Raw genomic sequence first — 12,945 nt, forward strand, 5'->3', positions numbered from 1 at the left:
GAAGACCGTCATGACCCCACTCGCCCCACTGCTCTACGTCCGCACCTCCATGCTCGACGTTGCCTACGAAGCCCACGGCCCCGAAAGCGGTGCGCCGATTATCCTGCTGCACGGTTTCCCCTACGACCCGCGTGGCTACGATGACATCGCGCCGGTGCTGGCCGAGCGTGGCTACCGCGTGCTGGTGCCGTACCTGCGCGGCTATGGCCCGACGCGGTTTATCAATGAACAGGTCATGCGCTCCGGGCAACAGGCGGCGTTGGCCAAGGATCTGCTGGACTTCATGGATGCCCTGCACATCCCGCAAGCCACGTTGGCGGGTTTTGACTGGGGTGGCCGCGCCGCGTGTATCGTCGCCGCGCTGTGGCCCGAGCGGGTCCGTGGGTTGGTGACGGGGGATGGCTACAACATTCAGGACATCGCCAACTCGCTCAAGCCGCGTGCGCCCGACACAGAGCACCGACTGTGGTATCAGTTCTACTTTCACACCCAGCGTGGCGTGGACGGCTTGACCGCCAATCGCCGCGAGCTGTGCGCGCTGCTGTGGACCCTGTGGTCGCCGACCTGGGCCGAAGGGCCGAGCCTCTACGCCAAGACCGCGCCGTCGTTTGATAACCCGGATTTTGTCGAGGTGGTCATTCACTCCTATCGCCATCGCTTCATGTATGCACCTGGCGACCCGGCGCTGGAAGCGATCGAACAGGCTCTGGCGCTGCAACCGCCGATTTCGGTGCCGAGCATTTCGCTGTGCGGTGCCGATGATGGCGTCGGCCCGGCCCCGGTTGAGGACGACGATTTGGAGTGCTTCAGCGGTGTGTATCGGCGCCAGGTGTTGCCGGGCGTTGGCCACAATGTGTTCCAGGAAGCGCCGCAGGTGACCCTTGAGGCGTTGTTTGAACTGCTCGCTCACGACACCGGCGAAAAGCGTTCGCGGTAAGCCTGGGGCGTCACCGATAACGCGCGCAGAAAGCTGCGCCGCAGGGTTTCTTCACAGCCAAAACCGCACTGCACGGCAATGCGTTTGATCGATGCCGTGCTGTCGGCCAACTGCCGCCGCGCCGTTTCTACGCGGATCAGCTCGACGGCGCGTGCCGGGGTCTGGCCGGTTTCGGTGCGGTAGTGGCGCACAAAACTGCGCTCGCTCATGCCGGCCTGGGCGGCCAGGGTGGCGATGTTCAAATCCAGGGTGAGGTTGTCGGCCATCCAGGCGTGCAAGTCGGCAAAGCGGCTGTCGCCCTTTTGCAGCGACAAGGTTGCGCTGAACTGCGATTGCCCGCCCGGACGTTTAAGGAACACCACCAAATGCCGCGCCACTTCCAGGGCGACGGCGCGGCCGAGGTCTTCTTCCACCAGGGCCAGGCACAGGTCGATGCCGGCGGTGACGCCGGCGGAGGTCCACACCGCACCTTGCTGGATAAAGATCGGGTTGGACTCCACCGTCAGCGCGGGAAACTTGCGCGCCAGCTCTTCGCAGCGGGTCCAGTGGGTGGCCACGCGACAGCCGTCGAGCAAGCCGCTGGCGGCGAGCAGAAAAGCCCCGGTACACACCGACGTCATGCGCCGTGTGTGCCTGGCCTTTTCGCGCACCCACTGCACCAACGCAGGGTCTTCGGCGGCGCCGTAGACGCCCCAGCCGCCGGCGATCACCAGCGTGTCGCAGGGTATATCCGGCGCGGGCAGCGGCTCGGCCACCAACGCCAGGCCGGCGGAGGTCATCACCGGCGCGTCCTGCGCGGCGACCACCGAGACCGCGTAAGGCAACGGCAGGCCGCGCTGGCGCGCCAGGTCATTGGTCGAGGCGAACACCTGCAACGGCCCGGTCACGTCGAGCACCTGGGCATTATCAAAAGCGAGAACGTGGATGATCCGGGTCATGATTGGCGTGATTTGTGGGTTCAATGGCGTATTCGCCAAAGCCTAGGCCTCTACAGTGAAGCCGTCTACCCTTTTAGCGGAGCTTGTTTCATGACCTTGCAGATTGGTTTTTTGTTGTTTCCCGGCATCCAGCAGCTTGACCTTACCGGCCCCTATGACGTGCTGGGCTCGCTGCCGGATGTGAAGCTGCACCTGGTGTGGAAAGACCTGGCACCGATCACCTCCAGCACCGGGTTGGTGTTCACTCCGACCATGACGTATGCCGACTGCCCGCGCCTGGATGTGCTGTGCGTGCCCGGCGGCTCCGGCGTCGGCGCCTTGATGGAAGACCCGCAAACCCTCGACTTCCTCAAAGCCCAGGCACAGACCGCCCGCTACGTGACCTCGGTATGCACCGGCTCACTGGTGCTCGGCGCGGCCGGTTTGCTGCGCGGCCGCAAGGCCACCACCCACTGGGCCTACCACGACCTGCTCGCCCCACTGGGCGCCATCCCGGTGCAAGCGCGCGTGGTGCGTGACGGCAACCTGTTCACCGGCGGCGGGATTACTGCGGGGATCGACTTCGCACTGACCCTGGCCGCCGAGCTGTACAGCGAAGCCGCCGCACAGCTCGTGCAGTTGCAGATCGAATACGCGCCAGCACCGCCGTTTGACGCGGGCAGCCCGGCCACCGCGCCTGAACATGTGCTGGAGGAAGCCAACAAGCGCACGGCGGAATCGCGTCGGGTGCGCGGTGAAATTGTGGCGCGGGCGGCGGCGCGGTTGGGCTGATGGCACGAATGGGGTGGATCAGGCTGGCCGAGACATAAACGCCAACCGCGCCGCCAATAGCATCAACACGGTCGCCAGGCCCCATTTCTGTAGCCTGGCGCTGTGGCTACTGCCCGCAAACACTCGGCTGATCGCCCCGCCAAAAATGCCCAGCAAGGCATGGAAAACCCCGGCGATCAGGGTTAGAACGCCGCCCAACACCCACAGTTGCACCGCGATGGAGCCGGCCTCTGGCTTGACGAATTGGGGCAGGAACACCATAAAAAACAGCAACGCCTTAGGGTTGAGCAAACTGTTGAGCATGGCCTGCACAAACACATGCCCCAAGCGCACGCGATGGACCTGGGCCATGTCCAGGCCGGTGTTTTTTTGCAGGGTCTTGAACACCAGCCACAGCAGGTAGATCACCCCGGCGTACCGAATCAAATCAAACGCCGGCGGCCAGCTGGCGACCAAAGCGGTGACCCCGCAGGCCGTCAAGGCAGTCAGCAGCAGGTCCGCCACGCAGATCCCCAGGCTTGAAGCCACACCCCCGCGCCAGCCATAACTCACGCCATGGCTGATCACAAACGCCATGTTCGGCCCTGGTGACAGCAGCAACAGCAAAACAGCGCCGGAAAACACCGCGAGGGTTGCGAGGTCGATCATGCTCAAGCCATCCACCAGGGAAAGTCCGCAGGTTAATCGGTGAACCTTGCGCAGACAAAAAATTGTGCTGGATACATTTCTATCATCCTGCACAAAAAACATTAGCCTACATGCCTTGTTTGTTGGCGTTGCCGCGCCCTCTCTGTCCCCTTTTTCTGCCACCTTCGAAAAAGGTTTACTCATCCAGCAGGAAAATTCCCATATTTGTTCCTACACTCAAAATCACACACCAAGACCGGGTACAAGAACAAGGAATGTCAACAACATGACACATAAAAACACCAACCAACGTGTCTGGAATACCACCTTCGCTCCACAGTCAATTTTCTGACTAAGCCAATAAAAGGAAAACTCTTTTAGTCACTGCCCCTGCCAATTTCCTCCATTTGGACGGTTGCACTTGGATGAAATAGTTGCGTTTTACCCAGCATAGCCGTCGTTCGATTTGTCCTCTTATTTAGCAGGGTCAAGTAGCCGAACAGAGAGTCTGGAGTGCAATGAGGGATGTTGTTATGCGAGAAAAGTCGTCAGTCGATAGCCTGTTTCTGACCCGTGCTGGATTCGTTGAATTTTTTGTTGTTTTCGTCAAGTTGGTCCACGGCCTGACTGCGATTTTGCCACCTTTGGTGCTGGTGTTGCTCCTTGACCCGCTGGCCCCCGAGCTACTGTCCCACTTTCTCGGCCTGCTGCTGTTTTTTGCAGTCCTGAGCATTATTCTGTTTCAGGCTCTGGGGATTTACTCCGAAGAGCTGTTCAGCAACCGCCTGCGCCTGCGCACCAGCATCGTGGCCTGGTCCGCGGCGTTCTGCATCTTGTTGTTCATGTACCAGATCCTGCAGTTTTTCCCGCAATTGACCCCGCGCAACCTGGTGGTCTGGTACATCGCCAGCCTGGCTTTGTTCTGCGTTGAACGCCTGGTGATGCTGCGCCTGTATCGCAACCTGATGCGCAAGGGCAAGTACCTGCAACGCACGGTCATCCTGGGCTTTACCGACACCGCCGTGCATGTGGCCGACCACCTGCAACGCAATGGCGATATCCGCTCCGGCCTGATCGGTTTCATTGACGACCGCACCGAGCGCATTCCCAAGGAGCTGAGCAACCTGCCGTTGCTGGGCAATACCCGTGACCTGGAAAAACTGATCCGCGCCGAGCAGGTCAACCAGGTGATGATCTGCCTGCCGTGGGCCGCCGAGCAGCGCATTCATGGGCTGGTCAACCGCCTGCGGCAAATGTCGGTGAACGTGATGCTGGTGCCTGACATGGCCGCCCTGCGCTACGGCCACAGCCGCATCACCGACGTGGGCGGCATCCTGATGTTCAACACCTCGCAGCTGCCGTTGCGCGGCTGGTCGCCCTTTATCAAGCGCTGTGAAGACTTACTGCTGGCCAGCCTGGCCCTGGTGGCGCTGTCGCCGGTGATGCTGTGCACGGCCATCGCCATCAAGCTCGACTCTAAGGGCCCGGTGCTGTTTCGCCAAAACCGCTATGGCTACAACGACAACGAGATTCGCGTGTTCAAGTTCCGCTCGATGTTCACCGACCAGAGCGACTTCACCGCCGAACAACAGACCACCCGCAAAGACCCGCGCATTACCCGGGTGGGCCGCATCATTCGCAAGACCAGCATCGATGAGCTGCCGCAGCTGTTCAATGTGCTGCTGGGCAATATGTCCATGGTCGGCCCGCGCCCGCATGCCACGGCCACCAAAGCCGCCGGTATCCCCTTCGAAGTGGCGGTGAGCGAGTACAGTTCGCGCCATCGGGTCAAGCCGGGCATCACCGGCTGGGCGCAGATCAACGGCTATCGGGGCGAGACCGATACCCTGTTCAAAATCCAGAAACGTGTCGAGTACGACCTGGAGTACATCTCCAAGTGGTCGGTGTGGTTTGACTTGTACATCGTCTTCATGACGGTCCCGGCCGTCCTCTCCACCAAGGAAGTCTATTGATGAACACCCTCAACGGATTAATTCCCTGCATCATTTCCGGTGGTTCGGGTACGCGGCTGTGGCCGGTCTCGCGGCAGAACATGCCCAAGCCCTTCATGCGCATGCGTGACGGCCAGAGCCTGCTGCAAAAGACTTTCCAGCGCGCGGCCAAGTTGCCCGGCGTGGAAAGCGTGCTCACGGTGACCAACCGCGACCTGCTGTTTCGCACCCTGGATGACTACCGAGGGGTCAACAAGGCCCACCTGCCGCTGGACTTGCTGCTCGAACCCTTCGGGCGTAACACCGCAGCGGCCATCGCCGTGGCGGCGCTGCATGTGCAGGAGCATTTCGGCGACGACGCACAACTGCTGGTGATGCCCGCCGACCATCTGATCCTCAATGAAGTCGTGTTCGCCGAGGCGGTGACCCAGGCTCGCGACCTGGCTGAAGCCGGCTACCTGGTGACCTTCGGCATCCAGCCCGATCACCCGGAAACCGGTTTTGGCTATATCGAAAAAGGTGACGCGCTGGGCACCGGCAACCGGGTCAAACGCTTTGTCGAGAAGCCCGACCTGGCCACCGCGCAAGCCTACCTCGACGGCGGCAAGCACCTGTGGAACGCCGGCATGTTTTGCTTCAAGGCCGGCACCCTGGTGGACGAACTCGCCGCCCATGCCCCCGAGGTGCTGACCGCTGCCAGGGCGGCCCTGGAACACAGCCATGGCCTGCAAAACAAAACCTCGCGCCAGCGCGAACTGGATGCGGATGCATTCGGCAGCGCGCCGGACATTTCCATCGACGTGGCCTTGATGGAAAAGTCCAAGCAAGTCGCCGTGGTGCCCTGCGACATCGGCTGGAGCGATATCGGCTCCTGGGAAGCGCTGCGCCAGCTCACACCCAGCGATGCGCATGGCAACCAGGTCAATGGCGAAGCGATTTTGCATGACGTGCACAACTGCTACATCGACTCGCCCAAGCGCGTACTCGGCGCCGTCGGCGTGCGCGACCTGATCATCGTCGACACCCCCGACGCACTGCTGATCGCCGACGCCAACCGCAGCCAGGATGTGCGCTACATCGTCGCCGAACTCAAGCGCCAGAATCATCCGGCGTTCAGCTTGCACCGCACCGTCACCCGGCCGTGGGGTACCTACACGGTGCTGGAGGAAAGCAGCCGCTTCAAGATCAAGCGCATCGTGGTCAAGCCCCAGGCCTCGCTGTCGTTGCAGATGCACCATCACCGCAGCGAGCACTGGGTGGTGGTCAGTGGCGCCGCACAGATCACCAATGGCGAGCGTGAGTTTTTGATCAATGCCAACGAGTCCACCTACATCCCGGCCGGGCACAAGCACCGCCTGACCAACCCCGGCATCATTGACCTGGTAATGATCGAGGTGCAGAGCGGCGAGTATCTGGGCGAGGACGACATCGTGCGCTTTGACGATATCTATGGGCGTGCGCCGGCAGAAGTGAAGAAGTGACATGCGCACCTCGTTGATCATCCCGACCCGCAACGCGTCCAGTCACCTGGCGCGACTGCTGCCTGCGCTGCACATGCAGACGCTGCAACCGGACGAGATGCTGGTAGTCGACAGCGCCTCCAGCGATGACACCGTGGCGCGCTTTCGCGAATTCGGCGCCCGGGTCGAGGTGATCGATGCGCGTGATTTCAACCACGGCGGCACTCGCCGCTGGGCCAGTGAGCAGGTGAGCGGTGACGCACTGATCGTGATGACCCAGGACGCGATCCCCGCCGATGCCGAGACCTTCGCCAACCTGCTCGATGAGCTGCAGCAAGACCCGCTCACTGGCGTGGCCTACGGTCGCCAACTGCCACACCCCGGCGCCGGCGTATTGGGCGCACAGTCGCGGCACTTCAATTACCCGGACCAGAGCCGCACCAAGCGCATGGCCGACGCGCCCACGCTCGGGATCAAGACCTGCTTCAGCTCCGACTCGTTTTCCGTGTACCGACGCAGCGCCTTGCAGGCCGTCGGCGGCTTCCCCGCCGATGTGATCGGCAGCGAAGACGCCTACGTCGCCGCGCGCATGCTGCTCGAAGGCTACACCGTGCGCTACGCCGCCACCGCGCGGGTGTACCACTCCCACGATTACCGACTCATGGATGAGTTTCACCGCTACTTCGACATTGGCGTGTTCTACGGTCGCGAGCCGTGGATCCGCCAGGCGTTTGGCGATGCCGGCGGTGAAGGTAAACGCTATGTACTGGCTGAGCTCGCGGCATTGCGCGCAGCCGGTGCATTGCACCGCGTGCCCGAAGTACTGGTGCGCAGCGCGTTCAAGTTGCTCGGCTACCGGCTGGGCCATCTGGAACGTCGGCTACCCCTCGCCCTCAAGCGGCGCATCAGCATGTTCCCCGGTTATTGGAGGTGAGCATCATGACCTACAGGAAGTCCCCCTTGATGAAACGAACCTTGCTCGTCCTGGCCATGATGGCGTTGGCCGCCTGCAATACGCCCGCTCGCATCGTCCCGCCGGACGACCAGACCGTTGAAGACGGCAAACGAGCCCTCGACCAGCTTGCGCAACTGCCGCCAGCGGTGGAGCGTATCCGCATCGGCGACCAGTTGCGCATCGTGCGGGATGCCGGGGAAATGCCGACGCTGTCGGCGTTCAACGTCAGCACCATCTATGAGCTGACGCTGTACACGGTGCAGACCGACGGCAAGATCAATTACCCGTTCCTGGGGCCGATCCAGGTCGCCGGGCGCCAGCCCTCGGAGCTGGCCACCGAGCTGAGCAACAAGCTCGCGCCGGTGTATCGCGAACCACGGGTGACGGTGAACATCAACCAGGCACCGGGCAACTCGGTGATCGTCGGCGGCGCGGTGAATAACCCCACCGCCGTGCAGCTGGGCACGGCTAACACTCTGGAGCAAGCCATCGTCGGTGCCGGTGGGGTCAACCCCTCGGGCAACGCGAGCATGGTCGCGCTGCTGCGCGAAGATGCCCAGGGCGCCTATCACGCCTACTTCCTGGATTTCAGCCAATACCTCAAGCCCGGTCCCAACGGACGTAAACCGGTGCACCTGCAACGCGGCGATGTGGTGTTCGTGCCAAAATCCAATGTCGGCGAGCGCATCCAAGGGGTGGATACCTACTTGAACCAACTGATCCCGTTCACCAAATCGATCGGGGTTGGCTACAACTACACCCGAACCAGCGGCGGCAATAACTGAAGGAGCGACATCCCATGATCGAGATCCGTTCTTTTCGTGATCTTCTGCGCCTGTTCTTCATCTTTCGGCACGAGTTCAAACTGGCGGCCATCGCGGCGCTGGTGATCATTCTGCTGGGGGCCTTTTTGCTGCCGGCCAAGTACGAATCCACCGCGCGCCTGCTGGTCAAGCCGGGGCGTGATTCGACCTTGCCGATCGAGATCAGCAACCGCCAGGCCATCGTGATGCCCAGCACCCAGCGCGACCCGATTGTCGACGAGGAGCGCCTGCTGACCGGCCGACCGATTGTGCGCACGGTGGCCGAGCATTACTTGGAAGTGATCGCCAACGCACCGCCGCCGGAAGGCTTCTGGAAGCGCACCAAGTACTACCTCAAAGAAGGTGTGGGCGCGGTGTTCGACGGGGTTCGCGTGGTATTGGAAACCGTCGGCATCCTGGAAAAAACCACGCCTGTGGAACGCCTGGCCGCCAGCCTTGAGAAAAACTTCGAGGTCAGCCACGCCGTGGGCTCCACCGTGATGGATATCAGCTTTCGCTGGGGTGACCCGCAGATCGCCCAACAGGTGGTCAAGGACTGGGTTGAGACCTACATCACCGAACGCACCCAGGCACTGGGGCGCAAGAGCCTGTATGCCTTCTATGAAGGCCAGGTGAACACCAGCGCCACCGAGATCAAAAGCTACAAGGAGCAGATCCTCAAGCACTTGAACGAGATCGGTGCGGCGAGCATCACCGATCGCCTGGAAGACTTGTCCGAACGCATCAACGTGCTGCGTGGCGAGACCTTCAACACCACGCGCCTGATCGCCTCTTCCGACAGCGCGATCCAGAGCACCCGCGACCAACTCAAGGGCCAGCCCAAGGAAGTCACCACGGTGCGCCAGATCGCACTGAACCCGCAGCAACAGGATTTGCGTCGCCTGCTCAACCAGAAGCTGCTGGAAAAGGCCGACATGATGCGCACCTACACCGATAACGCGCCGCCGGTCAAAGCCCTGGATGCGTCGATTCGCGCGATGCAGGCGCAGGTGGCCGGTGAAAGCAACACGGTGCAAAGCTCGGAAAACCGCGCGCCGAACACCCTTGAAATTCACTTGCAGCGCGTGCTGCTGGATGAGTCGAGCAACAACCTGGCACTGCGCACCCAGCTGGTTCAGCAGCAGAAGCAACTGGTGAACCTTGAGGCACAACGCAAGGAGGCGCTGGAGATTGAACCGGAGCTGACGCGCCTCTCCCGCGAGCTCAGCGCCACCGAGCGCAACTACGCGCTGTATGTAGACAACCTGGAAAAATCGCGCATCGACCGTGAGCTGGACAAGAGCCAGATCAGCAACATTGCAGTGATCGAAGAGGCCACCCTGAACCCAGGCCGGATCTTCCCGAAAACCTTGCTGATGCTGCTGTTGGCGATTCCGTTCTCGATCGTCGTCGGCCTGCTGGTGGTTTACCTGTGCTACCTGCTGGACCAGCGCATTCACGACGGCGGGCTGGTGGAGCGCAAATTCGGCCTGCCGCTGTGGACCACCTTGCCGGAGCTGGACACCAGCACCGCGCAGAGTACCAACGCGTTCAATGCGAGCATTTACCGCCTGTATGGCTTGCTGCAATTGGACCGCATTGCCGAGCGCGGCATGACCCTGGGGCTGACTTCGGCGCGGCATGGCGAGGGCGTGACCTTTGTGGTCGAACAACTGCGCCAGTTGCTGCAAGAGAACGGCATCAACGTGCGGGTCGGCGGTGCGCAACCTGCAGCACCTGGTGAAGTGGTGCTGTTGGACGCCTCGGCGCTGCTGGATAACCGCGATGCCTTTATCAACCTGCGCCGCGCCGACCTGATTGCCCTGGTGGTGGAAGCGCAGAAAAGCACGGTGCCGGTGGTGGAACACGCGCTGTCGATCCTTAACACCGCCTTCGGCAAGGTGGACGGCATCATTATCAACCGGCGCAAATTTGAAGTGCCGGCCAAGGTGCTCAAAACCATCGCCAAATACCGGGGAGCGTTCTGATGCGCATCGCCCTGCTCGCGCCTTTGCCGCCGGAAAAAAACGGGATCGCCGATTACGCGAACCATTTCAAGACGGCCTTGGAGCAGTTGGGCGTGACGGTGGCGACACCGTTGAGCGGCGTGGAGGGCAGCAGCGCCGCAATCCAGCAGGCCATCGCCGGGTTCGACTGGCAACGCGTCGACCTGGTCCACGCCGAGCTGGGCGGCGGGCGGCTTGGCGAGTTCCTGGCCCTGCGCGAGTTGCGCAAGGCCCATCCCAGGCTGCCACTGACCGCCACCGTGCACGACCCCGAACGCATGGTCTGGCGGCGTGAACAGCTGCCCTTTCCGCTGAACCTGCTGGAGCGTCTGCCCAGCCCATTGCCGCAAGCGGCCGTGGTGCTGGCCGACCCGCTGACCTTGCGTGAAGAACGCCAGGTCGCCCAGGGCCTGACGCGGCTGATTACCCTCACCCGCCTGGGCGCCGATTGTTTGTCCCAACGCATGCAACTGCCAGCCGGCAAGGTGGCGGTGATCAACCACGCCAACCTGGCGATTGCGCCGGCACCGTTGCCGTCGCTGGACACCTTGCACCTGCTGTATTTCGGTTTTATCTACCGTGGCAAAGGCATTGAAGACCTGTTGCAGGCGTTGGCCGATGCTTTCAAGCAAGCCCCCGAATTGCGTGACCGTGTGCGCCTGACCCTGGCCGGTGGCACTGCCGCCGAAATGGCGTTTGGCGCGGGCGGCAATTACCTGGAGCAGTTGAACCGCCAGATCGCCGACCTCGGCCTGGCGGGTTCCATCGACTGGCGGCTGAACCTGCCGGCGGGCGAGATTGCGCAGACGATCCAGGCGCACCATGTGATGGTGCTGCCGTACCGCGAATCAAAAAAACTCGGCCTGCTGGGGCGCCAACGTGGCACCAGTGGCGCGCTGTCCTGGGCGGCGGCGTGCGGGCGTGGGGCGATCACTTCGGATGCGCGCGCGTTTGCCGAAGAAGTCGCCAGCGGCAATGGTGCGATCTACCCCCAAGGTGATGTGCCGGCCTTGAGCGCACAACTGCTGCGCCTGGCGCGCACACCGACCCTGGCCCGCGACTGGGCCGAACGCGCCGGGGAAATTGGCCGCGAGCGCCTGTGGCCATTGACCGCGCAGCAGTTCAAGCAGCTCTTTGAGCAGGCCATTGCAGGAGCACCCTATGGCACCTAGACGCACGTGGTTAGCCACCCTGGCCGTGGTTGCGGCAATCGGCCTCAGCGCCTTTATGTGGGGGCGTCAGGCCGACGCCGAAAACCATGTACTCAAGGGCAACAAGGTGGTGGTGTGGAAGGACTTTCTGGGCGTGAACGCGCAGTTCCTGTGGTTCAGCCCTACGCTGTACCAACTGCAGATCGACCGTCTCAAGGCTCTGGGCTTGCAGTGGGTGCGCCTGGATTTGCATTGGGATCAATTGGAGCCTGCTGAGGGCCAGTATCAGGTCGCAACCCTGGATCAGTTGGTTGCCAACCTGCAAACCAACCAGCTCAAGTCGGTGTTCTACCTGGTGGGCTCGGCGCCCTCCGCCACCACCGCGCCGGTCGGTGCGCCGTATCAGGACCAGTACCCGCCCAAGGACCCGAATGTGTTCGCCAACCGTATGGCGCTGTTGTCGCAACGCTACCCCAGCGTAGACGCGTGGCAGGTGTGGAACGAACCTAACCTGCTCGGCTTCTGGCGCCCGGCGGCCGACCCGGCTGGCTATGCCAACTTGCTCACCGTCACCGCCGCCGCCTTGCGCGCAGTCGATGCGAACAAACCAGTGGTGGCCGCCGGCATGGCGTTCTTCAGCGAGATGCCCAACGGCCAGACCATGCTCTCGGCCCTTGGCGCGCTGGGCGTGGCCAGTTTGAACACGGTGATTTCCTATCACCCGTACACCCAACTGCCCGAAGGCAACGACCCCTCGAACCTGGACTTTATCGCCAAGACCACGGCGCTCAACCAGTCCCTGCGCGCCGGTGGCGTGCACACCCTGTGGAGCACCGAATGGGGTTGGTCGACCTACCCCGGCCCTAAAGACGCCCAAGACCTGATTACCTTGCAGGGCCAGGCCGATTATGTGGTGCGCCGCGTGGCACTGATGAGCGCGATGGATTTCGACAAAATCTTCCTGTTCACCTTGAGCGACCTCGACCAGCGCGCCAGCGTACGCGACCAGTCTTACGGCTTGCTCGACATCGACGCCAACCCCAAGCCGGTCTACACCGCCTTGAAGAACTTCCTCGACGTCAGTGGGCCGCAGCTCACACCCGGCGACCCGCCCACCGCCGATCAATTGCCGGACGGCTTGTTCAGCATCGGCTGGACCCGCGCCGATGGCCACAAACTCTGGTATTTCTGGTCGGCCCAGGGCGGCAACGCGCACTTGCCCGGCCTGACCGGCGCAACCCTGTACGACCCGCTGCGCGGCACGCAAACCCCGCTGAGTGGCACCGACGGCCTGACCGTACCGGTCAAGTCGAACCTGCAAATTCTGTTATGGGATTGAGGCCTG

At 62.3% G+C, this 12,945-nt stretch carries 11 protein-coding genes; 9 read left to right on the forward strand and 2 right to left on the reverse strand.

The window, feature by feature from the left end; genetic code table 11:
- Positions 1–10: 10 nt before the first annotated feature.
- Complete coding sequence (locus tag FFI16_RS16190; RefSeq protein ID WP_138815445.1) at positions 11–937, forward strand: alpha/beta fold hydrolase; 927 nt, start codon at positions 11–13, stop codon at positions 935–937.
- On the opposite strand, the gene FFI16_RS16195 is transcribed toward FFI16_RS16190, so the two are convergent.
- Positions 907–1,875, reverse strand: coding sequence for a GlxA family transcriptional regulator (locus FFI16_RS16195; RefSeq protein ID WP_138815444.1), 969 nt, complete (start codon positions 1,873–1,875; stop codon positions 907–909). The genes FFI16_RS16190 and FFI16_RS16195 overlap by 31 nt on opposite strands.
- A 90-nt stretch (positions 1,876–1,965) precedes the next feature.
- On the opposite strand from FFI16_RS16195, the gene inhA reads away from it, so the two are divergent.
- Positions 1,966–2,646, forward strand: a complete 681-nt coding sequence (gene inhA / locus FFI16_RS16200) for an isonitrile hydratase (RefSeq protein WP_138815443.1) — start codon at positions 1,966–1,968, stop codon at positions 2,644–2,646.
- Positions 2,647–2,664: 18 nt separating this feature from the next.
- Here the strand turns inward: inhA and FFI16_RS16205 are convergent, their stop codons facing one another.
- Positions 2,665–3,294 carry a LysE family translocator gene (locus FFI16_RS16205; protein ID WP_138815442.1) on the reverse strand — a complete coding sequence of 210 codons (630 nt, stop codon included), beginning with the start codon at positions 3,292–3,294 and terminating at the stop codon, positions 2,665–2,667.
- Positions 3,295–3,806: 512 nt separating this feature from the next.
- Between FFI16_RS16205 and FFI16_RS16210 the strand changes: the two genes are divergently transcribed.
- Genes FFI16_RS16210 through FFI16_RS16240 form a run of 7 tightly spaced genes read left to right on the forward strand, consistent with a single transcriptional unit; the run spans position 3,807 to position 12,939 of the window.
- Positions 3,807–5,246 carry an undecaprenyl-phosphate glucose phosphotransferase gene (locus tag FFI16_RS16210; protein WP_138815441.1) on the forward strand — a complete coding sequence of 480 codons (1,440 nt, stop codon included), beginning with the start codon at positions 3,807–3,809 and terminating at the stop codon, positions 5,244–5,246.
- The gene (locus FFI16_RS16215; RefSeq protein WP_138815440.1) at positions 5,246–6,706 is read left to right on the forward strand and encodes a mannose-1-phosphate guanylyltransferase/mannose-6-phosphate isomerase; all 1,461 of its coding nucleotides are present in this window, start codon (positions 5,246–5,248) and stop codon (positions 6,704–6,706) included. Before FFI16_RS16210 ends, FFI16_RS16215 begins: the two co-directional genes overlap by 1 nt.
- A gap of 1 nt (position 6,707) precedes the next feature.
- On the forward strand, positions 6,708–7,619 hold the full coding sequence (locus tag FFI16_RS16220; RefSeq protein ID WP_138815439.1) for a glycosyltransferase family 2 protein: 912 nt from the start codon (positions 6,708–6,710) through the stop codon (positions 7,617–7,619).
- A gap of 29 nt (positions 7,620–7,648) precedes the next feature.
- The gene (locus FFI16_RS16225; protein WP_058420822.1) at positions 7,649–8,425 is read left to right on the forward strand and encodes a polysaccharide biosynthesis/export family protein; all 777 of its coding nucleotides are present in this window, start codon (positions 7,649–7,651) and stop codon (positions 8,423–8,425) included.
- 14 nt (positions 8,426–8,439) lie between these two features.
- A complete protein-coding gene (locus tag FFI16_RS16230; RefSeq protein WP_138815438.1) occupies positions 8,440–10,431 on the forward strand; it encodes an exopolysaccharide transport family protein in 1,992 nt (663 codons plus the stop codon).
- Entirely contained in the window at positions 10,431–11,621 is a 1,191-nt protein-coding gene (locus tag FFI16_RS16235; protein ID WP_138815437.1) for a glycosyltransferase, read from the forward strand. Before FFI16_RS16230 ends, FFI16_RS16235 begins: the two co-directional genes overlap by 1 nt.
- Positions 11,611–12,939 carry a beta-galactosidase gene (locus FFI16_RS16240; RefSeq protein WP_138815436.1) on the forward strand — a complete coding sequence of 443 codons (1,329 nt, stop codon included), beginning with the start codon at positions 11,611–11,613 and terminating at the stop codon, positions 12,937–12,939. The genes FFI16_RS16235 and FFI16_RS16240 overlap by 11 nt, the downstream gene beginning before the upstream one ends.
- The last annotated feature ends 6 nt before the right edge of the window (positions 12,940–12,945 follow it).

Source organism: Pseudomonas sp. KBS0710 (assembly GCF_005938045.2).
In the GTDB taxonomy this organism is placed as follows: domain Bacteria; phylum Pseudomonadota; class Gammaproteobacteria; order Pseudomonadales; family Pseudomonadaceae; genus Aquipseudomonas.

Coding starts and splice junctions, on each gene's coding strand:
- FFI16_RS16205 (WP_138815442.1), bottom strand. CDS start 3,294: ATGATCGACCTCGCAACCCTCGCGGTGTTTTCCGGCGCTGTTTTGCTG.
- FFI16_RS16240 (WP_138815436.1), top strand. CDS start 11,611: ATGGCACCTAGACGCACGTGGTTAGCCACCCTGGCCGTGGTTGCGGCA.
- FFI16_RS16220 (WP_138815439.1), top strand. CDS start 6,708: ATGCGCACCTCGTTGATCATCCCGACCCGCAACGCGTCCAGTCACCTG.
- FFI16_RS16215 (WP_138815440.1), top strand. CDS start 5,246: ATGAACACCCTCAACGGATTAATTCCCTGCATCATTTCCGGTGGTTCG.
- FFI16_RS16225 (WP_058420822.1), top strand. CDS start 7,649: ATGAAACGAACCTTGCTCGTCCTGGCCATGATGGCGTTGGCCGCCTGC.
- FFI16_RS16195 (WP_138815444.1), bottom strand. CDS start 1,875: ATGACCCGGATCATCCACGTTCTCGCTTTTGATAATGCCCAGGTGCTC.
- FFI16_RS16210 (WP_138815441.1), top strand. CDS start 3,807: ATGCGAGAAAAGTCGTCAGTCGATAGCCTGTTTCTGACCCGTGCTGGA.
- inhA (WP_138815443.1), top strand. CDS start 1,966: ATGACCTTGCAGATTGGTTTTTTGTTGTTTCCCGGCATCCAGCAGCTT.
- FFI16_RS16235 (WP_138815437.1), top strand. CDS start 10,431: ATGCGCATCGCCCTGCTCGCGCCTTTGCCGCCGGAAAAAAACGGGATC.
- FFI16_RS16230 (WP_138815438.1), top strand. CDS start 8,440: ATGATCGAGATCCGTTCTTTTCGTGATCTTCTGCGCCTGTTCTTCATC.
- FFI16_RS16190 (WP_138815445.1), top strand. CDS start 11: ATGACCCCACTCGCCCCACTGCTCTACGTCCGCACCTCCATGCTCGAC.